This is a genomic window from bacterium (assembly GCA_024228115.1).
Taxonomy (GTDB): Bacteria; Myxococcota_A; UBA9160; order UBA9160; family UBA6930.
The window spans coordinates 1-20,936 of sequence record JAAETT010000622.1 but is presented as its reverse complement, the minus strand read 5'-3'; the positions used below and the strand labels follow the sequence as shown (position 1 = coordinate 20,936).

Here is a 20,936-nt window from a genome sequence, read left to right as displayed (position 1 = left end):
CGTAGCCCAGGGAGAGCAGGCGTCGAGGTCGGCTGCGGGTGCTGCCCGAGGGAAGGATCTTCGCCCCCGCGTCGAGACGCGCCAGGAATTCGCGGTTCACCTGCCGCGGCGAAAGCTCCGCAGCACTTACGCTCGGAGCGAGGAGGGTGGGGATCGGCGGCCGTTCGGGTGTCCGGCGTCCCGGCATGGATGGCTCCTAGAGGAGGTGGGAATTGACGAGAGAGCCGCCGTCGCACACGAGACAGCTACCCGTGACGAAGGAGGCGCGATCGGATGCCAGCCAGATGACGGGCTCGGCGACCTCCTCCGGGCGGCCGAGGCGTCGCATGGCATGAGCCGCCACGGTCTGGTCCTTGAAGTCGGGAAACCGATCGAAGTAGCGCTGGATCGCAGGTGTCTCCATCCCGCCCGGCGCCACCGAATTGATGCGGACGCCCCGCGCCGAGTATTCTGCGGCAGCCGTCATCGTCAGGGAGTGCACACCGCCCTTGGCCGCAACGTAGGCGGCGAGCATGGCCTCGCCCTTCAATGCGGCCGCAGTCGTCACGTTGATGATCGAGCCGCCGCCACTTTGCAGCATGGCCGGTACCTGGGCCTTCATGCCGAGGAAGACGCCCTTCAGGCCCACATCGAGCGTGCGATCCCAGTTGCGCTCCTCGAGCGTATCGAGGGGGCCGAAATCACCCGCGCCGGAGATGGCGTTGTTGCAGGCCCAATCGAGGCCTCCGAAGCGGTCGGCGGCCGCAGCGACCAATCCCTCGCAATCCGCGGAATTGCTGACATCGGTGCGCAGGAAGAACGCCTCGCCTCCAGCGGCACGGATCTCATGGGCGACCTCTTCGCCGCGCTCGGCCTGGACGTCGCCGAGCACGATCTTCGAGCCTTCGGTGGCCGCGAGCCGCGCCACGGCGGCACCAAGCCCCTGCGCGCTGCCGGTTACGAGTCCGATCTTCCCGTTGAGGAGTGTCACCCCGCGCTCCCTCCGCTGGGTGCTGATGCTACGGAATGCAGAACCATCCGTCTCATGAACCGTAGGACGGGATGGATCCGGCGCGGAAGAGTAGATTCATCGTCATGAAGGTCTACACCACTCCGCCGATGGAGGATCCCCGAAACGCCGGTCGCGATTTTGCGCGTCTGGAGGAGATCGGGTACGACGGCGCATTCAGTTTCGAAGCCCGCCACGATCCGTTCCTTCCTCTGGTGCTCGCCGCCGAGAGCACGACCCATCTAAGGCTGGGTACGGCGATCGCGATCGCTTTCGCACGCAATCCGATGAACCTGGCCAACCTGGCGTGGGGGGTGCACGCCATCAGCGAGGGACGTTTCGCACTGGGGCTCGGTTCCCAGGTTCGGCCGCATATCGAGAAGCGCTTCGGCATGCCGTGGTCGAAGCCGGCCGCACGGATGCGGGAGATGGTGTTGGCCATCCGAGCGATCTTCGATGCCTGGGAGGGCAAAGCGCCGCTTCGTTTCGAAGGCGAGTTCTACCGGCACACGTTGATGATCCCGGCTTTCGACCCGGGGCCCCATCCCTTCGGTCCGCCGCCGCTCTACGTGGCGGGCTTCGGACCGCTGATGACCGAGGTGGTCGGAGAAGTGGGAGACGGCTTCCTGGGTCATCCCTTCAGCACCCGCCGGTCTCTGCTCGAGAACACGTTGCCCGCCTTGGAGCGGGGCCTCGTGAAGAGTGGGCGGACGCGCTCCGATCTCGATGTGATCTGCGCAACCATGATCGTTACGGCGGATACCGAAGAGGAGTTGGAGCGCGTCAAGCTCGTCGCTCGCAAGCATCTCGCCTTCTACGGCTCCACGCCGGCGTATCGCCCCACGCTCGATTGCCATGGTTGGGGGGAGCTGCACCTCAAGCTGAATCGGATGTCGAAGCAGGGCCTCTGGGATGAGATGGCGGAACGCATCGATGACGAGATCCTCGAGACGATCGCCGTGGTCGGTCCGCGCGAAGAAATCGCCGGAAAGCTGCGTGCGCGTCTCGATGGTATCGCCGATGGCGTGAGCCTGACGAACAATCGCGCACCGGATCCGGCGCATTGGGCGGATGTGGTGGCGGCTTTGAAAGCCCGCTGAGGGAGCTGTCTGGCGAGGCGGCTCGCCTCCTATTGGCTCATGTGCCAGCCGCCGTTCGGGCTCAGCACCTGGCCGGTCACGAATTTCGATTCGTCGCTCGCCAGGTAGACGGCTGCCCAGGCGATGTCATCCACGTCGCCGAGGCGTCCCATCGGCGTCTGGGCCGCGATCACCATCTTCGTTTCTTCGAGGAACGAGGTGAAATCGGTATCGATCCAGCCCGGCGCAATGGCGTTGACACGGATGTTCCGCGTCACCACCTCTCTCGCCAGCGAGCGCGTGAAGCCCAGGATGCCGGCTTTTGCCGCGCAATAGGATGCTGCCCCTGCGCCACCCGCGGTCCCCATGATCGATCCCATGTTCAAGATGCAGCCAGAATTCTGGGGGTTCATGATCTTCAGCGCTTCGCGGCTGCAGAAGAAGGTGCCGTCCAGGTGGACGCCTAGCATCCGATGCCAATCCTCGTCGGTGGCTTCGACGGTCGCATCGATATGCGTGGTGATGGGTCCGCCGCTCATGGCTTCGGCAGCCTGGGCGAGCATGCGATTCCTGAAGTCGGCCGCTCGCTCGGGATCGTTCTCGACGCCGTTGATTCCCGCGTTGTTGACCAGCACGTCGAGCCGTCCGTGCTGACTGCTGACCTCTTGGAACATCGCCGCGACCGCTGCCGAATCGGAGACATCGGCGGCGAAAGAGCTTCCGCCGATCTCCGATGCGGCCTTCGCGGCAGCTTCCGGATCGAGATCATTGATGACGACCTCCGCGCCTTCCTCCCGGAAGCGGTGGCCCATGGCCAGGCCGAGGCCGCGGGCGGCACCGGTGATGAGAGCGATCTTTCCTTCGAGCCGTGCCATGGGTGGGCCTCCTCGAGGTGGCAGGATGGTGGCGTCGATCTCGGGCGGGTCAGCACTCGAGGTAGCGCCGGGGGCCGTTTCGAACGCGTTCGAGCTGGCTGAGATCTCCCTGCTCGAGCGGGTAGCCACCGGGGTAGGGCGGCCTGGCTTCCAATCCGAGCGCTTCCTGGACCACCGGGTGTTCGTAGTACATGGTGTAGAGGTTGAAGATCAGGCCTCCGAGGAACGCCGGATCATCGGCTGCGACCTGCTCCAGGACGGCCGTCGCCTCCTCCTGGGAAAGGCTGGCGAACTCCTCAGCACCTCGGGCGCGGGCCGCAGCCTCGCAGGCGTCGAGGCCACTCGCGATGAAGGGCCAGGCATCCCCCACCTTTTCACGAAGGGGTGCCGCCAGGCCGAGGGCACCGGCGGCTGGCATCGTTCCATTCTTCGATGCCGGCACGAGTACATCCAGCAGCTTGGAGAGAGCGCGGGTTTCGTCGGTTGCTTGCGGGTCGTTCACGGATGCCTCACTCGAACAGGTTCGTCAGGTTCTTCTTGATCGTATCAGCGACGTACAGGGCCAACGCCTGGATCGTGTTGGTCGGGTTCACCCCGCCGGAGGTCACGAAGACGGAGCCGTCGACGACGAAGAGATTCTTCACATCATGAGAGCGGCACCAGGAATCGACGACCGAGTGCTTCGGGTCCGATCCCATGCGGGCGGTGCCCATCAGGTGCCAGCCAGCGGGGGGAAGCGGCGCTTCCGAAAGCATGTCCACGGCACCGGCGGCTTCGAGGAGTTCCCTGCCCCGGGCGACGGCATGATCGAGCATGCGCTTGCTGTTCTCGCTCAGCTGGTAGGTGATCTTCGGCGACGGGATGCCGTCGCTATCCGTCCGTTCGGGATCGAGGGTGACCTGGTTGTGTTCTTCCGGGAGGTCTTCGCAGATGATGACCATGCCGGCCGTGCGATCCCAGATCCGCTCATAGGCCTCGTGGTGATCGGCGCCCCAGGACAACCGGTCGGTGCTCATCCCAAAGAGCGCGGTCGAGACCGGCCCCATACCGCGGAGGATCTCGAAGCTGTAGCCGCGCACGAAATCCCGTGAGCGATCGGTCTCGTAGAATTCCTGGCTGATCAGGCAGCAGCCCGTGGGGCCTTTCCATCCTTCGAGGCGTTCTTCGAAGATGCCGGTCACCATCGCGTAGGGATGGAACATCAGGTTCTTCCCGACCAGTCCACTGTCGTTCGCGAGGCCATCCGGGAAGCGGGACGAGCGCGAATTCAGCAGCAGGCGCGGCGTTCCGACGCCGTTGCAGGCAACGATGACGATCTCGGCCTTCTGCTTGTGCTCCACGCCGTCGGCATCCACGTAGATTGCGCCGTCGGCCATGCCGTTCTCGTCGACGGTGATCTCTCGTACGCGGCAGCGTGTGCGAAGTTCGACGCCTTCGCGCACCGCGACCGGCCAATAGGTGACATCGGTACTGCCCTTGGCGCCCTGCGCGCAGCCCATGATGCACGGGCCAAGGTTCACGCAGGGTGCGCGGCCGGCGTGCTCTTCCGTTGCGATGGCACTATCCGACGGCCACCAATGCCAGCCTAGCTTCTCGAACCCGCGTCCGATGGTGTCGCCGAGTTTGCCGATGGGCACGGGCGGGAGGGTCGGCTCCTTGGGCGGATAGGCCGGATCCCCGGCCAGGCCGGCGACGCCCATCATCTGGGCGTTCTGGTCGTAGTAGGGCTCGAGTGTGGCGTAATCGATGGGCCAGTCGTCGGCGACGCCGTCGACCGTGCGCACGCGGAAATCCGAGGGATGCATGCGCGGGAAGTGCCCGGCGTAGAGGACGGTGCTGCCGCCGACCGCGTTGAAGTTCGAGATCTTGATCGGCGAGTCGTCGTCGTTGATCGGGTAGTCTTCGGCTCGCCCTCGGCCGTTGGGGGAGAGACCGAAGGCGCCAAGGCGCTCCATCTCCCAGCCGCTTCGGCTGGTCGGGTAGTCGGCCGGATTCATCCAGTCGCCTTGTTCGAGACATACGATGCGCATGCGCGTCTCGGCCAGGCTCCAGGCGAGTGCCGCCCCGGCGGCTCCGGCACCGATGATCAGGACGTCGGCGATATCCTCGGACATGGGTCTCCTCTTCGGGGCCAGAGTATGGGCCATGGGGAGGGTTCTTGTCCACGCTACCATCCCGACATGGCCGATATCACCGTCCGGAAGATCCGTTTCGAGTTCGGGGAGCCCATCGATTTCGATCTGGACGACCAGCAACTCGGCTTGGTTCTCTCCTCGATGGGTCTGTCGCTCACCATGCCCCACCTCGAGCCCTATTTGATTCGCACCATGAAGGTGGCACTCAAAGAGATCACGGATCCCGTGCTCGCCGAGGATGTTCGGAGGTTCTCCCAACAGGAGGGGCACCACTTCCGGAACCATGCGGACTTCAACGTCAAGCTGCGCGGTCATTTCGAGCCTGCTGTTGGCGCTGAGTTGGAGCGGCTCGAAGCGGAAATGGAAGCCGACTATCAACGCTTCAGCCAGGAGAAGCCCCTGCGTTGGAACGCGGCCTACGCCGAAGGCTTCGAGGCCATGACCTGTTCCGGCGCCCTGGCGATGGCAGAGCACGGGAGTTTCGAGAGCAGCATGACCCCGGGCGGCGAGCTGTGGCCTTGGCATATGGCCGAAGAGATCGAGCATCGCACGGTGGCGTTCGGCGTGTTCGAACACCTGGTTGGAAGCTACTTCTACCGAGTCGTGGTCGGCACCCGGGCCCAGTGGCACTACCTCTCGTACGTCCAGCGCATGGCCAAATGCATGGCGAAGGCCCTGAACCGAGAGCTCGTGACCCCCCGCACGCCGATGACCCGCGCCGCGGGACGGAATTACCTCCGCACCTGGAGCCCCCGCTACGACCCGGCCAAGATCCCCATCCCGCCGCCCGTTGACTTCCTGGCGCGCTTGACGCGGGACGTGCTGAAGTGGAAGAGTGGGCGATTCAGCTTCCAACTCGAGGATCCTCCATGTCGTATTTCGTGACCGGCGCTACCGGGTTCATCGGCCGCCATCTCGTCGAATTGCTTCTCCGGCGCGAGGGCCCGATCCACGTCCTCGTCCGTGAGGGCTCCCGCGAACGCCTCGAAGAGCTTCGAAAGAGCTGGGGAGAGCCTGGGCAACGCGTCATCCCCGTGGTGGGAGACCTGCTCGCACCGCGTCTCGGCGTGGCCGACGAACACATCGATGCCATGCGGGGTGCGCAGTTCTTTCATGTCGCGGCGCTCTACGACATGGACGCCGATGCCGAGAGCCTGGCTCGCGCCAATCTGGATGGCACCCGGCACGCGCTCGAACTGGCCGGGGCGATCGGCGCTTCGGGTTTCCATCACGTTAGTTCGATCGCGGCGGCAGGCCGCTATCCGGGCATCTTCCGGGAGGACATGTTCGACGAGGCCGAGGGCCTCGACGATCCGTATTTCAGGACGAAGCATGATTCCGAGGGGCTCGTGCGCGACGCCGCCGGCCTCGATTGGCGCATCTACCGGCCCGGCGTCGTCGTCGGTCACTCCCGCACGGGCGAGATGGACAAGATCGACGGCCCCTACTACCTCTTCAAGTTGATCCAGAAGTTGCGCGGAGCCCTGCCGGCCTGGTTCCCCCTCGTCGGGATCGAAGGCGGGCCGACGCATATCGTGCCGGTCGATTTCATCGCCCGCACCATCGATCACATCGCCCACAAGGATGGGCTCGACGGGAAGACCTTCCACCTCGTGGACCCCGAGATCACGAGCCTGGGCAAGGCGATGAACATCTTCGCCCGCGCAGCCCATGCGCCCGAGTTCGGCCTGCGCGTCGAAGCGAATATCTCGAATGCGCTGCCGAGATCCCTGCGCAGCGCGTTGGCCGATCTGCCGCCGGTTCGGCGCATCGTCAACCAAACCCTCGACGATCTGGGGATTCCGAGCCGTGTGCTGGATGTGATGGAGCTTCCGCGGCTCGACTGCCGCGAGACGACGGCCGCTCTGGAGGGCTCCGGCATCGAAGTGCCGCCCCTCGATAGCTACGCCCACAAGTTGTGGGACTACTGGGAGCGCGAGCTGGACCCGGATCTGTTCAAGGATCGCTCCCTTGCCAGCTCCGCTGCGGGAAAGCGCGTGCTGATCACGGGCGCCTCGGCCGGAATCGGCCGGGCTACGGCCCTGCGCCTGGGAGAGGCCGGCGCCATCGTGCTGCTCGTCGCGCGCAGCGCCGAGAAGCTCGCCGTGGTAAAGGAAGAAGTCGAGAACGTCGGCGGCACGGCCTTCATCCACACGGCGGACCTCTCCGACCTCGAGAGCTGCGACGCCCTTGTCGCCGAGGTGCTCGCCCAACACGGCTCCGTGGACATCCTGGTCAACAACGCGGGCCGCTCGATCCGCCGCTCGGTCAATCTCTCCTACGATCGCTTCCACGATTTCCAGCGCACCATGCAACTGAACTACTTCGGTGCGATGAAGCTGATCCTGGGCTTCCTGCCTGCAATGCAGAAACAAAAGGGTGGACAGATCATCAACATCTCCAGCATGGGCGTGCAGACCCATCCGCCGCGGTTCTCGGCCTACGTGGCCTCGAAGGCGGCGCTCGATGCCTTCAGCCGTTGTGCGGCACCGGAATTCCTGGATGAGGAGATCGCCTTCACGACGGTCTGCATGCCCCTCGTCCGGACGGAAATGATTGCGCCGACGAAGATCTATCAGCGTTTCCCGACCATCAGTTCGGACGAGGCGGCGGACCTGATCTGCGGGGCGGTCATCGACCGGCCCAAGCGGGTGACCACGAAGATGGGCGTCTTCACCCAGCTGATCTACGCCGTTGCGCCGAAGGCGACCGACGCGATCGCCAGCATGGCGTGGCGGTTGCTGCCGGATTCAGCGGCGGCGCGCGGGGAAACCTCCAAGGCTGGAGAGGAAGAGCCGAGCACGGAGGCGGTCGCGTTTGCGCACCTGCTTCCGGGCACGCACTGGTAGGCGTCAGACGCCGGCGGTGGGACCGGAAACGATGGCACTCACGTCATCGACGAGCCGTCGGATCTCTTCGTCGAAGAGCTCCCAGGTCATGGCGAAACCGCTCTCCTCGACCCGCGCGACGCTTCCTTGTAGCTGAAAGGGCGCGACGGGCTGGATGAACACGTAGAGGGTGACCTTCGTTCCGGGCGGCGGCACGATGTCCACGCCTTGGAGCCGGGCTCCGGCGTAGGAGATTTCCGCAAGGATTCCGGCGCCTTCGCCGCTCTCGGAGGAGACCAGGGAATCGAAACGTGTTCGGAAGCGCGGGCTGCGACGCCGATCCATCCCCTCCGTTTCGGCATCCGCCGCAGCCGCCTTGAGAAGCGGGCGGACGGCCCGTGGTAGGGTCGGAGGGCCGACCGGCTGGAGGCTCCATGACCACCCGAATCACGCTGATCCTGGTCTTTCTGCTCCTTTTGCCGACTTCGGCGGCTCTTGCCAATCACGAGGGCCTTCCCGATCCGCTGCCCGGCGAACTGGGTGAGTGGGCCGTGGGCCATCGCGAGAGCGTGATCGTCGACGCCGATCGCGGTGATCGTCCGCTTCCGCTGCGTGTCTGGTATCCGGTCGATCCGGGCGACGAGGGAAGCACGCTCGCCTTCTACCCGTTGATTCTCGGCCTGGGCCTCACGTCGGACGTGGCCACGGAGAGCCCCCCGGTCAGTTCCCGGCGCAAGCGGCCCCTGATCGTGTTCTCACACGGTTCCGGCGGCTTCAACATCCAGTCGATCCAACTCTGTGAAACCCTGGCCAGCCACGGTTTCATCGTGGCCGCGCCTGATCACACGGGAAACACGGTCCTGGATTTCCAGAACGGCACCGACGTCCCCTTCGAGCAGTCGGCTCATGATCGTCCGCTGGACATCAGTTTCGTCATCGGCCACTTGATCAAGCGTTCGAGGACGGCGGGCGACACCTTCGAGGGCCGCGTGCGTGGGCATCGCGTCGGTGTGGCCGGCCATTCGTTCGGCGGCTACACGGCGCTTGCGATGGCCTCCGGAGTGCCGGACGTGCCGCCGGATCCCCGGGTGACGGCGATCATGCCCATCGCACCGGCCAGTGGCATCCTCACGGACGCCGAGCTGCAGTCGATCCAGAGCCCCACGCTGCTGCTCTCCGGAACCTTCGATACGACGACGCCCATCGACCAGGAGACGATTCGTCCCCATGAATTGATCGGTTCGTCGTCCGTCTACCGCGCAGACATCGTTGGCGCCGACCATTTCCATTTCGCCAATATCTGCGACATCGCCAGCGTGCTGATCGGGGTCGGCATCGGCCCGGCGATCTGACCTCTGGTCGGAGCGGACGCGCTCATCGATCCCTATTTCGAGACTTGCGTTCCGCCGGCCTTCCCGCTCGATACGGCCCAGCGGATCCAGGATCTCTACGCCGTGAGCTTCTTCCGTCGCCATCTGCTCTCCGACGCTCGCTACGAGTACTTCCTCACGGAAGACTACGCCGAGCAGCACGAGCCGGATGTGCTCTTCTTCGGCTCGTTCAGCCGTTGCGGGCTTGGCTTCGAGGTGGCCTTCGTGCTCGTGCCGATGTTGGCCATCCGCAAGACGCGCAAGCGAAAGGCAATCCGCGCTACGTTCCGCTCGTTCTGAAACACCGGCTCTGAAATGCCGGAATTGGGAGGGCTCCAATGAGGACGTTGTTGCGCGTGGTCGGTGGTGTGATCGTCGTGCTGGCGGTCGTGATCGCTGCCTTGCTCGTAGGTGCCCGTTTTTCTGACGGGCCGCTCGCCATCGTGGCCGGCGGCGCGTTCACCAGCGGCGAACTCATCGACAGCCCGGAGCCGGATTGGGCCTTCGTTCGCGACATCCGGGAGGTCGAGTTCCAGTCGCTCTCGCCCGCGCGTTCGCGCACGACGTGGATCATCGAGCACGCGGGCAAGGCCTACATTCCGAGCGGCTACATGACGACCTGGTGGGGGCGCATCTGGAAGAAGTGGCCCCTCGAGGCGGAGAAGGATGGTCGCATCCTGCTTCGCGTCGGAGACGAGATCTACGAGCGGAAGCTCGTGCGGATCCTGGAAGGCCCACAACTGGAGCCGATCCTCGCGGAGCTGAGCCGCAAGTACGCGGACGGGACGGACATCCCCTTGGAAGCCGTGACGTCGGGCTACCTTTGGATCTTCGAGCTGGCGCCACGGGATTGATGCGGCGCGGCTGCCTGCCCCTTCCCCGGAACGGTCCGCAGCCGCGTCCGGGGAAAGAACACCCGGCCTAGCCAGCCTTCATGTCGAAGAAGCAGAGCTTGTTGCCGTCGAGATCGCGCACGTAGGCGCCGTAGAAGACCGGCATCCGCTCACCGGGCGGGCCCTCATCCGTGGCGCCCAGTTCGATTGCCTTCGCATACAGCTTGTCGACGCCCTCACGGGAGCCGCCCGGAATCGCGACCATGTTGCCGTTGCCGCAGGTCTGAGGCTTCTCGTCGTAGGGCGTGCAGAGCGAGAGCATCGCGGAATTTTCCTTCCCCGTGCCGTAGAACTTGATCCTGTCCATGCCCATGAGCTGCTTGGCGCCCACCTCGGCCAGCAGGGCGTCATAGAAGGCACAGGCCTTGTCCAGGTCGTTCGATCCGATCGTCACGTATCCAATCATCGGGTGGCTCCTTGGGCGCAGAGCGGGCAGTAAACAGGTGAACCGGAGTCAATGCAAGGCGCGGGTTCTGCGTGCCCCCGAACCCGGTGAAAGCCCCGGCTAGGGAGCGACGAGCGCGGCTCGCGCTGCCGTCGTGTTCCGCAGCGGCTTGCTGCGGAACCTTCCCACCTCCTCTGCCGAGTAGGGAGGTGTTGGAGCCGTCTCCGAAAAACGTTCGAGCACCCAGTTCAGCAGGATCGCCAGTTCGGCATCGCCGACGGGCGCCTGCGCGACGCCGGGCACGCTCGCCAGATAGGCTCTGCCTTCGGGCGTGCTCCCGAAGCGCCCGACACCGTGAAGTGTGGGTATGGTGCCGGGAACGCCGTGGCCATCGGGCCCATGGCAGCCAGAGCAGTGGAGGACGTAGCCCTCGGCGGGCGGTCGAAGGCGGGAATCGTCCGCGTGGGCTGCGGACGCGGCGCATAGGATCAGGGCGGCGAGGAGGCGTCCGGTCATTTTTCCCGAGCGTCCGATCATTCTTCCGGTTGGCGCTCGGTCGCCTGGCCGACGACGACGGCGATCGAGCAGTTGTAGACCTGCGAGGTGGCACCCGCACACCAGTTGATGTCGTTGTTCCGGTACCAGTGATAGTCGGGGCGCTCGCCCTCGTTGCGGTTGCACATGCAACGGCCGCAGAATGTCTTGCCGCAGCAATCGTTGTACGAAATCAGGTAGTCCTTGCCATCGGCCGGGTTGCGACAGGTTCCGACCCAGGTGACGGGCGAAACCTCGGTTCCGGGCGGGCAGGTCGTGGCACTGCCTCCGCAGCAAGCGCATGCCGAGCCGTCGATGGCGCAGTGGCGCCAGTACTCGCAGCTCTTGGGATCGCCCTCGGGGCCCTCGATCGTCTCGTCGGGCGCGGGGACGCGTGCGGAATCCGGGCCCGCTGAAGCGCGTGCAACTGGCAGCAGGGGAAGCGCTGCGCCGCCCGCGAGCACGCCTCCGAGGCGTGCCAGGAACGTCCTTCGGCTGGTGTTCCGCGCGATCGCGCGGGCTCGGCTCTCGAGCCATGCGTCGAGGGCCTTCATGATTCGGCTCCCGCTCGGGGAAGCTCGAGCATCGGCAGTTCGTCGTTCTGCTGCAGGAACTCCTGGATCGATCCCACTCGGAGTCGTTCGGCCTCGAAGAGGCTTTCGATGTGCTCGCGGGTGTTGACGATTCCCTTCGCGGCCACTTGCCCGGCAGCGTCGATCAGGACGGCGTAGGGAAGCTTGGCCACCTCGAAGCGCAGCCCGAGTTCCCGGGAGAGCACGTAGGTCGATCGATCGAGCTGCTTCTCGAGGGCGAAGCGGCCATGCTCCTCCGGATCACCGTCGCTAGCGAGGATCACCCGGAGACCTCCGGCCTCTTCGCGTTCGATCCGTTGCAGCGTCGGCAGGATCGTCTCGCAAACCGGGCAGGTCGGCGAGAGGAAGAAGAGGAGCGTGCGCTGCGCTGCGAGCTGGAGCTCCGCGCCGTCCAGTGTCTGCAGGCCGAACCCCGGAACGGCATCTCCCACCTCGAGGCCGGCTGATGTTGCGAGTGCACCGACCGGTGCGATGCGCTCGTGTAGCAATCCGATCTGTCGTGTGAGCGCGACGACGACCAGGCCGAGGGCTACGACGAGGACCCACAGGAGCGCGTTCGATACGAGCAGGGCTTCGGTCATGCGGAATTCCTCCGGCTGGGCAGGCCCGGCGCCAATGCGGCGAGCTGCTGAGCTGCGATGAAGACGAAGGCGGTGGCGATGAGGCCCCCGCCAATGGTGAGTGCGTCGAGGGGATGCAGGGCGCGGGAGGTGACCGGGAGCGCTGTGAGGAGTGCGGCCACGATCAGCACGCCATTGCGCACCAGCAGGCCGCCGGAGAGCGGGCTGCGCGCCGAGGGACCGAGGCAGCCGCAATCGATGTCGCGGCGGCCGCGGGCGAGGTTGATGCCGATCCCGAAGGAGTAGAGGCCGAGCAGTATGGCCGCGCCCGCCGAGCTAAGCAGGGCATTCGGCGAGAGGACCAGCGCGATGGCGACACCGAGCTCCGCCAGCACGAGCGCTGCGCCGGCCGGTGCGACCCAGCCGCCACCGAGGGTTTGATAGGCCCGCAGGGTTTCGCCGAAGCCCTCTAGATCCCGCAGTTTGTGCGTGGCCGCGACAGCGAAGAGTGCGGCAAGGCTGCCGCGGAGGATCCAGTGGAAGGCGGGGTCCATCTCAGGGCACCCGCAGTGTGGGGCCGGAGAGGCCCGTCTCGGTGAGGGTGCGCAACGAATCGCCGCTGGTGGCATCGAGCACGCCGACCGCACCGAGCATCCCGTTGCGGACGAAGAGCAGGGGGCTCTCGTCCTGGGTGACCGCGATCGTGTGGACCCCACCGGAAGGCAGCGCCCAGTTCAGGACGCCGTAGAGGAAGCTGTCTTCTGCCACACCGATGAACGATGCAAGAAACGCAGCGGTCAGATTGGGAGATTCGAAACGGCCGATGCGCTCCTGGCTCTCCAGGTCCCACACCCAGACTTCCGGGCCAGCGTCCTTGTGGGTGCCGGGGCCCCCCTGGTGCATGACCACGAAGAGGCGGCCGCTCATTCCGTGAACGGCGACGTATTGCAGCCCGCCCGGGCGCCATTCCGCTTTGCGTTCGGCCTCGTCCGTGAGTGACCACGCCGGCTGGGCGACGGGAGTGGCCTCCGAGTAGTCGAGCGTGTGTACCTGCCCGGCGAATGAAATGAACGTCCAGCGCTGGCCCGAGCGGCCCGCCGACATGGCGACCGGATCCTCGACGACATCGAAGAAACGAGCGCTCCGGGTGAGCTGCTTGAAGCTCCCGCTCTCCTCGAGCTCGATCGCGACGGTCGTGCCGTCTCCGCAGAGAGACGCGAACCGATGCGCGTCGATCGGGTAGACCCCCGCGCAGCCGGTGAGGATGATCTCCTCGACGAAGCGCCGCTCGACCAGATCGATCACGGCTACGGACGTATTCGGGAACTGGTTGAACACGCCGATGAAGCGCTCTCCGATCAGCTCTGCGTAGTACTGAGAGGTGTTGCTCGAGCCGGATTGGGTGGGGAAGACGATCTCATGCTTGAAGGCGAGGGTCGTCGCGTCGTAGACACTCACGAAGTCCACACGCTCACCGCGGGTGCCCCTCGAGTACGCGATATCGACGGAGTAGATCTCGTTGCGCGAACGGACGAGGAGCGGGGTCTTGGGCGTGATGAGGGAAGGGGAGTCGACCATCCCCAGTACCTCGCCGGAATCCCCATCGAAGAGGATGTTGTGCTGGATCAGCCGGTCGGGCACCCAGAGGGAGTGCTCGCCAATCGGCGAAAGGGTCGCAACGGAGGCCTGCTCGCGCGGAGTCTCTGCGGCGAGCGGCGCTGCGAGGCCGATCGCGACGAGCAGGAGGACGAGCAGGCCAGGTGCCCGCGTCAGCGAACTCGAGGAGGTTCTCACGGATGGTTCTCCATTCCTTGCGGAATCAGCGAAGGGGAGCATATACTCCCCTTTTTCTCATGACAAGAAGAACTTCGACCGCTTCCAGGCGCGAATCTCCCGGCCCCATGCGAGCTGTGGGCTCCGAGTTCGGCCTACGCAGCGAGCCGCGCCAGGCACGGGCCCGCGAGACATTCGAAGTGCTCCTCTCGGTGGCCGCGGAGCTCCTCGACGAGGTCGGGATCGACGGATTCAACACGAATCTGCTGGCAGAGCGGGCGGGTGTCCGAGTCCGGACCGTCTACCGCTACTTCCCCAACAAGCGGGCTGTTGTCATCGCGCTGGCCCAGCGCGCCGTCGCGGATTGGGACGCGTGGGTGGCCGAGGCCCTGGAAGGTTTCTCGCTGACTTCGGACTGGCGCGTGGCACTCCGCCGGGTAATCGATCGCTACTACGAGGGCGTCCGTGCACAGCCCGGGCATGCGGGGATCCGCCGGGCCATGAGTGCCGTCCCGGAACTGCACGAAATCGATCAGGAAGACAATGCCCGCATGGCGGATGTGTTCGCGCGGTTCCTTCGCGGCATCGCTCCAGATCTCCCGCTTGCCCGAGCCCGCCTGATCTCACGCTGCCTGATCGAGAGCACAGTGGCCATTGTCGACCTCGCGATCGAACTCCCTCCCGCTCGGTCCAAGGCTCTCATCGACGAACTGATGGCCATGTATGGCGCCTATCTGGAACCGTGGCTCGGGCGCGACTGACGGATTCCAGCTAGTCCTGCGGAGGGTGGCCTCTTCCCTGTCTGTGGATGGCGTCGGAAATCTCCGCATAACGTTCGCGGGTGAGCCGCATGCGCGTGATGAACCAGAGGGAACAGAGGTAGAAGACGACAAGGCCCGGCCCGGCGACGAGCCCGAGACGGAAGATCGTCAGCTCGGGGACGCTGCCCACCGCCGCATCGACCGAACCCACCGGGAAGTCGATCAGGTCGAGGATCACCCCGCCGAGGAAGCTCCCGAAGCCCGAGACTGCCTTGCCCGTGAACGTGGTCACCGCGATGAAGGTGCCCTCGCGGCGCTGCCCCGACTCGTACTCGTGCTCGTCCGTGGCATCCATGACCATGGACGAGTTCAGGATGCCGATCTGGATGGCGGCGGCGACCAGGAACAGGCCGTGCGCCATGATGAAGACGAGCAGAAAGGGGCTGCCGTTCTCGGGGGCGATGCCCGCGAATCGCAGCAAGACCGGAAGCGGCCCCCACAGAATGGCGAACAGGCCGAATCCGATGGCGGCCTTCCGCTTGTCCCAGCGCTGGCTCACCGGGCCAACCATGGAGAAGCCGACCAGGAGAGGGAAGATCTGAAACGCGGCAAGCATGCCCAGGTTGCTCGACGGGAACTCCCAGAACCAGGTGTTCATGTAGGTGGCGAGCACCTCGGCGACGCCGAGAGCCGAGGCCGAGAACAACGAACTCCCGAGCAGCATGCGCAGGGTGTGGCTGCGCAGCGCAGCCATCGCGTCGCGTCCGAAGCCCGTGAGCGAGAAGGCCGGCCCGTCCTCCGCCGGCTGCCGCAGCCGCGGAATGACGCTGCGGGTGCCGAACGAAGAAACGAGGATGGCGCTGGCCACCAGGACACCTGTGAACATCCCCAGCTGTGAGTAGTTGCTCGCGTCGAGGCGGCCATCGCCCAGGACTTCGCGATCTGCGAAGAAGACAAACCAACCAGCGCTCGAGACGGCGAGCGCGCCTACCCAACCGATCAGCCACCGGTAGGCCACGAGCCGGGTGCGTTCGTCATAGTGCGTCGTCATCTCCGGCCCAAGCGCACCACTCGGCACCATGTAGAACGTGAGGAACAGCCGCACGCTGATCGCGAAGGTGGTGAGCCAGGCGAACAGTTGCTGCTCGGAAAGCCCATCGGGCGGCGCGAACAAGCCGTAGAAGCACAGCCCCATCGGGATCGCCGCGAAGAACATGAAGGGGTGTCGCCGCCCCCAACGCGAGTGGAAGTGATCGGAGATCGAACCCACGAGCGGGTCGGAGACCGCATCCACGCAGAGCGCGATGAAGATCGCGAGGCCCGAGAGCGTGCCGGGGAGGCCGAGGACCGTCGTGTAGTAGAGGACGAGGAAGCCGTTGAAAGCGGCGTTCTTTGCGCCGTCGGCAATGGACCCGATGCCGTAGGCGATGCGGATGGGGAAGGGAACTTGGCGGTCGTCCGTTGCTGCGCGGCTTTGGCTCAAACGTCAAGATCCCTGGAGGCCACGCGTTTGTCCCTTTCGATTCCGATGCGGGTGGTCGGGGCCGGGCGGGACGATAGGTGATCGCGGGTTCTCTGGCCGCGGGGACCGGAAGAGGAGTTCCTGGCACTACCCGGGATTCGCCACGGGCGGGGGCTGAGCCGCCGGCCATTCGGGGACGATCAGCCGGAGGCGGGTGCCGGCCTCGTCCGATTCGACCTGGAGCCGGGCGCCTAGCTGCGTGGCGCGATGGTGGAGGTTCGCGATGCCTCTCCCAGTGGCGTTCGACGCGGAGTCGCCATCCGTGGTCGCCCCGGCGCGGCCGCTGCCGTCGTCGCGGATCTCGAGCAGCAGCTCTTCATCAGGCAGGGCGCGCGTGGTTACGCCGACCCGTGTGCCGCCGGAGTGGCGGGCCGCATTCGTCACGGCCTCCTGCACGATGCGGATGATGTGCAGGAAGGCGTCCGGCGGGATGGGACGTCCCTCGCCCGCGTCGCTCACCTGCCAGTCGAGTGCCAGCCGCGTGCTGCGAAGCTGGCGCTCGAGACGCGGGCGCAGCAGGCCCAACAAGGTCGGGAGGTCGGCCTGCTCGGGCTGGAGGGAATCGAGGGTGAGGCGCAGATCGTCGAGTGCTTCCTCCAGCAGGAACTCCAGATCCGTTGCGGGCGCCGCCTCGCGACGCACGAGGGAGAGGGCGGCGACCAGGAGGCCTCCCGTTCCATCGTGCATCTCGCGGGTCATGCGCTCGCGCTCCTGGCCGACCACCTGCGCGTTCTCGAGCTTGCGGATGCGCTCGTAGTTGGCAGCGAGGCTCGCCTCGCGATCGGCCACCCGCGTCTCGAGCTCCTCGCTTCGCGTTTCCGCGTCCCGGAGCGCGCCGACCAGTCGCCGGATCAGGAAGACACCGACGCCGAGGAGCACGGCGCCGCCGAGCAAGGTACCGGCCGTCGTCGATCCGGAGCGGGTGAGAATGCCGACCCACTGGACGGCGAGGGCAGTGATCGCAGTGACGCCCAGCCCGGCGCCGACCATCCATGCCGGGCTCCGCGCGCGGGCCGCGTGAACCGTCGCACGGAGCGCCGCGCGGAGCAGCAAGCCGCCGGAGAGCAGGGACCAGAGCACCCAGAACGGATACGCCCACGCCCAGGGCACGAGTGCGAAGACGACGGCTGCGGCCGCGTAGGCCCCCAGGAAGCCGACCTCCACCACCGAGCGGCCGGGGCCGGCCGCGCGGCGCACACCGATGGCCAACGCGAGCGCCGCCCACTGGAAGCTCACGCCGACGCCCCATTCCACGACACGGGCCGGAGCCGGGAGAGTGGGGAAGAAGACGCTCACGGCCATGGCGGCCAGCAGGACGAGAGCTGCGCCGAGCCAGGCGCCGCCGCCGTCGTCGGATTCACGCTTGCGCGTGCGCAGGATCGCCTGCGCCAGCACGACGAGCCCCAGGGCGAGCATTCCCAAGGCGGTGGCCTGCGCGAAGACGCGCCGGCCCGAGGCGGCGGTGCGCACCGGGGCCAACTCTTCGGCGGAGCCGATCCAGACGGGATGAAGGCTTCCGGGCACGCCCTGGGTGGTGACGAGGTGGACGTGCACCACGTTCGCGCCGGCTCGCCAGAGGGGCGCGGGTGCGATGAACTCGAGCGGGCGGAGCACGTTGCGCGCCGGGCGGGCGCCCATGGGCCCGCCGCTGCCGACGCTGGCGCCATTCACGTAGATCTCGGCGTTGAGGGCCAGGCGCGGCAGCAGGATCATCCGGGGCTCGGCCGGCGCTTCGGTGAGGGGGACCTGCAGCCGGTACCACCCGCGTGTGGAGACGCGCCGTCGCTGGAGCCCCCATTGATCCGGCAGCGACACCTCCTGCCACCCAGGGCCGTCCGGCGGCGGCCCGTCCGAAGCCCCTACCCACAGCTCGGCCCGGTCGAACGCCCGCTCGGGTGGGCCCGCCGGGCTGCAGGCCGCCCATAGAAAGATCGCGAGCAGCGACAGCAGGCGCACGCGTCCGAGCATCCCGCGAGGGTATCGCGGTGCGCGCGGCGCGGGGGAGAGATCATCGATTCTGACGATGGTGCGACGATGACGGTGCCGAAGGCGCCAGCGCTGGAATAGGATGACCCCATGCCCCACCGTGTGCTGATCGTGGAAGACGAGCCGACCGTCCGCGCCCACCTGGCGGATTCCATCCGTGCGCACGCAGAGCTCGCACTCGTCGGCGAAGCGAGCACCCTCGCGGAGGGCACCCGCGAGCTGGAGAAGGAGCACCCCGACGTGCTCCTCACCGATCTCGGCCTGCCCGATGGAAGTGGCGTTGCGCTCATCCGGCGCTGCGCCGAACTGGGCGGAACGCTGCCGCTGGTCATCACCGTCTTCGGGGATGACGGCCACGTGCTCGACGCCATCCGGGCCGGAGCGCTCGGCTACCTGCTGAAGAGCGAATCCCGCGCCGGCGTGGCCCAGGCCGTGCTCGAGGTGATCGCCGGCGGCTCGCCCCTCAGCCCCTCGGTGGCGCGACGGGTGCTGAGCGAACTCCGCCCGCCCGCCCCCTCGCCGGATGCGCCCCGTCTTTCGGAGCGGGAACTCGAGGTGCTGCGCCACATCGTCAAGGGCTTCACCTACGACGAGATCGCCGACCTCCTCGCGATCTCGCCGGCCACCGTGGCCACCCACGTTCGCAAGGTCTACCGCAAGCTCTCCGTCCACTCGCGGAGCGAGGCCACCTACGAGGCCCTCCAGCTCGGGATCGTCCGCCCGGACGAGTAGGGGGTCGTCGATTCCGACGATTCCCGGGGCCGGCGTCGTACCCCAGGATCCTCCACACGGAGGTTCCCATGAGACTCACACTTTCGATCGTTCTCGCGCTGCTCGTCACCACCGGCAGCGCAACGGCCGTACCGCTTGCCCCGCCGAATTTCGTCGCCACGCTCCAGGGCTGGGTGGCCCCATTCAACTACATCGACTTCAACCAGGTCTCGAACACGCCAATCACCGTGAGCCCGGGAGCGCAGACCTCGACCGGGGGCGGCGTGTGGGATGTCTCGATCTCGTTCACCGGTGGCCTGTCTCCCTCTGCCCAGGTCAGCGGCTACACGATCCCGAACGGGAGCGGGCTCGACCTGGCCAATGCGGGCGCGTCCTACCAGGTCCAGGCCGTCGCACTCCCTGGCTTCCCGACTGGGTTCCAGGTGCCGATGACGGTCTCCGGGTTCACGTCCGCCTCGCTCCTGCCGATTCCCGGCCCGACGCTGCTCGGCTTCGCGGATGCCTCGGTGAGGATCACGGGCGGCGGCCTGAACATCACGGAGGGGGGCGGCGCCAGTCCGCAGTTCCCGACGTGGAGCCAGAACTTCTTCCACGCCTTCGGGCTTTCTCCGGGGGTTCCCATCCGGGTGAGTCTGCTCGCACGTGGCAATGCCACCGGCCAGTTCCTCGCGATCGCCGACCCGCTCTTTGCGATCGACCCCACCGCGACTTTCCAGCACCAGGGCCAGACCGTTCGCTTCGCCGACGCGTACACGCTCGAGTACAGCGCGGGGTTGGTGCCGGAGGCGTCTACGGGGCTGTTGCTCTTCGCTGGCGTCGCGGGTTTGTGGCGGGTTGGTCGGCGGCAGGGCAGATGCTCTGCGGGGTAATGACTGTCCGGTAGGGTTCGAAGAACCCGCAGAGAATCGACCAACGGTGGGTCACCGATCTGACTGACTTCTGCTGATGGGAACCACTGTCCGTCGTCAAGAGTTTTCGGGCCGGAGATGGCTTTGGCTAAGAGCCAGTTCTTAGTCTTGACCTAGGCCGCCCTTGCGGCCAGGTTCCCCTTCTTCCTCTTCCGCACGCTGCCTCAATCCTTGGTAGCTGACAGCTCTTCTAACGCAGTCGCGAGATTCTCCCGAGCCGCGTCTTCGTATCGAGTGCGCATCTCATTCGTTCGAAAGATGCACTCGCGGTCAAGGAAGCTGTGCAAAACCTTGATTCGTGCCGATCTGAACGCGTCAGCCGGAACCCAATCAAACTCGCGGCGGATCTGCGCTTGGTACATGTCGAACTTGCCCCGGTCGCGGCCGAGAATCGATAGATCTATGTCGAGTGCGAGGGATTCGTCTGAGGTGCCGGGCTCGCCCGTGTGACATGTCGCCAGGATGATTTCTCGAACTCGCTCTACTGCATCGGCCGCAGCGCCGCAGGCTCGCAGCGTGCTTGCGGCCCAGTCTGCGCTCGCTTTCTCGTTGTTGCTCCGACGGGTGTCATAGACGACATCGTGGAACCAGATTGCGGCCTCGATCTCGTGGGGCCTGGTCGCTAGGTGTTCGAAACGATCCAGGACTTCCAGGCAGTCGAGGACATGGGCGAAGGTGTGATAGTGCCGTTGGTGATCTCCATAGGAGCGAAGAAGCTTGTCGAGAGTCCCGTCAACGGGTGCGGGAACATCGAAGCGTAGCCAGAGGTGATTCCAGCGGTCGCGTGCGCAGGCGACCTGTTCCTCAGTGGGCATGGCTGCTGCGCCTTCGTGCGGTTAGAGAAGCCGGAACGGCCACCGTCGGAGGAGGCGTTTAACAGGGTGCTGAAAAACCCCGTGCTTCACTCCTTCAAATGGTAGAAAAGAGGCGGGGGTAGAGGGAATGCGGGGAAGCGATCGAGAGCAGGGTTCGATGTTCAGCTACGTAGCGCTGGAAGACCGGATTCCGGCGGAT

Annotated in this window: 24 protein-coding genes; 9 read left to right on the top strand and 15 right to left on the bottom strand. The window is 66.0% G+C overall.

Features of this window, described 5'->3' with window-relative positions:
• On the bottom strand, positions 1-187 hold a 187-nt coding region (locus tag GY937_26130; GenBank protein ID MCP5060194.1), incomplete at its 3' end, for a hypothetical protein.
• A 9-nt stretch (positions 188-196) separates the two neighbouring features.
• The gene (locus GY937_26125; GenBank protein MCP5060193.1) at positions 197-970 is read right to left on the bottom strand and encodes a glucose 1-dehydrogenase; all 774 of its coding nucleotides are present in this window, start codon (positions 968-970) and stop codon (positions 197-199) included.
• Positions 971-1,098: 128 nt separating this feature from the next.
• On the opposite strand from GY937_26125, the gene GY937_26120 reads away from it, so the two are divergent.
• Positions 1,099-2,088, top strand: coding sequence for a TIGR03617 family F420-dependent LLM class oxidoreductase (locus GY937_26120; GenBank protein MCP5060192.1), 990 nt, complete (start codon positions 1,099-1,101; stop codon positions 2,086-2,088).
• Positions 2,089-2,117: 29 nt separating this feature from the next.
• On the opposite strand, the gene GY937_26115 is transcribed toward GY937_26120, so the two are convergent.
• From GY937_26115 to GY937_26105, 3 genes are read right to left on the bottom strand one after another with little or no spacing between them, the layout of a single operon-like run.
• Entirely contained in the window at positions 2,118-2,942 is an 825-nt protein-coding gene (locus GY937_26115; GenBank protein MCP5060191.1) for an SDR family oxidoreductase, read from the bottom strand.
• A 49-nt stretch (positions 2,943-2,991) separates the two neighbouring features.
• The gene (locus tag GY937_26110; protein ID MCP5060190.1) at positions 2,992-3,444 is read right to left on the bottom strand and encodes a hypothetical protein; all 453 of its coding nucleotides are present in this window, start codon (positions 3,442-3,444) and stop codon (positions 2,992-2,994) included.
• 7 nt (positions 3,445-3,451) lie between these two features.
• Positions 3,452-5,056 carry a GMC family oxidoreductase gene (locus GY937_26105; protein ID MCP5060189.1) on the bottom strand — a complete coding sequence of 535 codons (1,605 nt, stop codon included), beginning with the start codon at positions 5,054-5,056 and terminating at the stop codon, positions 3,452-3,454.
• A 66-nt stretch (positions 5,057-5,122) separates the two neighbouring features.
• On the opposite strand from GY937_26105, the gene GY937_26100 reads away from it, so the two are divergent.
• Together GY937_26100 and GY937_26095 are read left to right on the top strand one after the other, a co-directional pair.
• A complete protein-coding gene (locus GY937_26100; GenBank protein MCP5060188.1) occupies positions 5,123-5,962 on the top strand; it encodes a metal-dependent hydrolase in 840 nt (279 codons plus the stop codon).
• Entirely contained in the window at positions 5,947-7,926 is a 1,980-nt protein-coding gene (locus tag GY937_26095; protein MCP5060187.1) for an SDR family oxidoreductase, read from the top strand. Before GY937_26100 ends, GY937_26095 begins: the two co-directional genes overlap by 16 nt.
• Positions 7,927-7,929: 3 nt before the next feature.
• Here the strand turns inward: GY937_26095 and GY937_26090 are convergent, their stop codons facing one another.
• A complete protein-coding gene (locus GY937_26090) occupies positions 7,930-8,250 on the bottom strand; it encodes a hypothetical protein (GenBank protein ID MCP5060186.1) in 321 nt (106 codons plus the stop codon).
• A gap of 89 nt (positions 8,251-8,339) precedes the next feature.
• Here GY937_26090 and GY937_26085 point away from each other — a divergent pair, with 89 nt between their 5' ends.
• From GY937_26085 to GY937_26075, 3 genes are all read left to right on the top strand, one after another.
• A complete protein-coding gene (locus GY937_26085) occupies positions 8,340-9,257 on the top strand; it encodes a hypothetical protein (GenBank protein MCP5060185.1) in 918 nt (305 codons plus the stop codon).
• 102 nt (positions 9,258-9,359) lie between these two features.
• Positions 9,360-9,575: a hypothetical protein gene (locus GY937_26080; protein ID MCP5060184.1), complete on the top strand. Its 216-nt coding sequence runs from the start codon at positions 9,360-9,362 to the stop codon at positions 9,573-9,575.
• 38 nt (positions 9,576-9,613) lie between these two features.
• Positions 9,614-10,129 carry a hypothetical protein gene (locus GY937_26075; GenBank protein MCP5060183.1) on the top strand — a complete coding sequence of 172 codons (516 nt, stop codon included), beginning with the start codon at positions 9,614-9,616 and terminating at the stop codon, positions 10,127-10,129.
• 67 nt (positions 10,130-10,196) lie between these two features.
• Here GY937_26075 and GY937_26070 read toward each other — a convergent pair whose 3' ends face one another.
• The 6 genes from GY937_26070 to GY937_26045 form a co-directional block, all read right to left on the bottom strand.
• Positions 10,197-10,574 (bottom strand): VOC family protein, encoded by a 378-nt coding sequence (locus tag GY937_26070; protein ID MCP5060182.1) that lies wholly within the window; start codon positions 10,572-10,574, stop codon positions 10,197-10,199.
• Positions 10,575-10,673: 99 nt separating this feature from the next.
• Entirely contained in the window at positions 10,674-11,069 is a 396-nt protein-coding gene (locus GY937_26065) for a cytochrome c (GenBank protein MCP5060181.1), read from the bottom strand.
• 17 nt (positions 11,070-11,086) lie between these two features.
• On the bottom strand, positions 11,087-11,641 hold the full coding sequence (locus GY937_26060) for a hypothetical protein (GenBank protein MCP5060180.1): 555 nt from the start codon (positions 11,639-11,641) through the stop codon (positions 11,087-11,089).
• The gene (locus GY937_26055) at positions 11,638-12,261 is read right to left on the bottom strand and encodes a redoxin domain-containing protein (protein ID MCP5060179.1); all 624 of its coding nucleotides are present in this window, start codon (positions 12,259-12,261) and stop codon (positions 11,638-11,640) included. Before GY937_26055 ends, GY937_26060 begins: the two co-directional genes overlap by 4 nt.
• Positions 12,258-12,794, bottom strand: coding sequence for a methylamine utilization protein MauE (locus GY937_26050; GenBank protein MCP5060178.1), 537 nt, complete (start codon positions 12,792-12,794; stop codon positions 12,258-12,260). Before GY937_26050 ends, GY937_26055 begins: the two co-directional genes overlap by 4 nt.
• Before the next feature lies 1 nt (position 12,795).
• Positions 12,796-14,034: a hypothetical protein gene (locus GY937_26045; protein MCP5060177.1), complete on the bottom strand. Its 1,239-nt coding sequence runs from the start codon at positions 14,032-14,034 to the stop codon at positions 12,796-12,798.
• Positions 14,035-14,141: 107 nt separating this feature from the next.
• Between GY937_26045 and GY937_26040 the strand changes: the two genes are divergently transcribed.
• On the top strand, positions 14,142-14,774 hold the full coding sequence (locus tag GY937_26040) for a TetR/AcrR family transcriptional regulator (protein ID MCP5060176.1): 633 nt from the start codon (positions 14,142-14,144) through the stop codon (positions 14,772-14,774).
• A 10-nt stretch (positions 14,775-14,784) separates the two neighbouring features.
• Here the strand turns inward: GY937_26040 and GY937_26035 are convergent, their stop codons facing one another.
• Positions 14,785-16,257 carry a sugar transporter gene (locus tag GY937_26035; GenBank protein MCP5060175.1) on the bottom strand — a complete coding sequence of 491 codons (1,473 nt, stop codon included), beginning with the start codon at positions 16,255-16,257 and terminating at the stop codon, positions 14,785-14,787.
• Positions 16,258-16,383: 126 nt separating this feature from the next.
• A complete protein-coding gene (locus GY937_26030; protein ID MCP5060174.1) occupies positions 16,384-18,264 on the bottom strand; it encodes a hypothetical protein in 1,881 nt (626 codons plus the stop codon).
• Positions 18,265-18,372: 108 nt separating this feature from the next.
• Between GY937_26030 and GY937_26025 the strand changes: the two genes are divergently transcribed.
• Together GY937_26025 and GY937_26020 are read left to right on the top strand one after the other, a co-directional pair.
• Positions 18,373-19,014, top strand: a complete 642-nt coding sequence (locus GY937_26025; GenBank protein ID MCP5060173.1) for a response regulator transcription factor — start codon at positions 18,373-18,375, stop codon at positions 19,012-19,014.
• A gap of 68 nt (positions 19,015-19,082) precedes the next feature.
• Positions 19,083-19,883 (top strand): hypothetical protein, encoded by an 801-nt coding sequence (locus tag GY937_26020; protein ID MCP5060172.1) that lies wholly within the window; start codon positions 19,083-19,085, stop codon positions 19,881-19,883.
• Between the two features lie 203 nt (positions 19,884-20,086).
• Here GY937_26020 and GY937_26015 read toward each other — a convergent pair whose 3' ends face one another.
• Positions 20,087-20,737 (bottom strand): N-methyl-D-aspartate receptor NMDAR2C subunit, encoded by a 651-nt coding sequence (locus GY937_26015; protein ID MCP5060171.1) that lies wholly within the window; start codon positions 20,735-20,737, stop codon positions 20,087-20,089.
• Between the last annotated feature and the right edge of the window lie 199 nt (positions 20,738-20,936).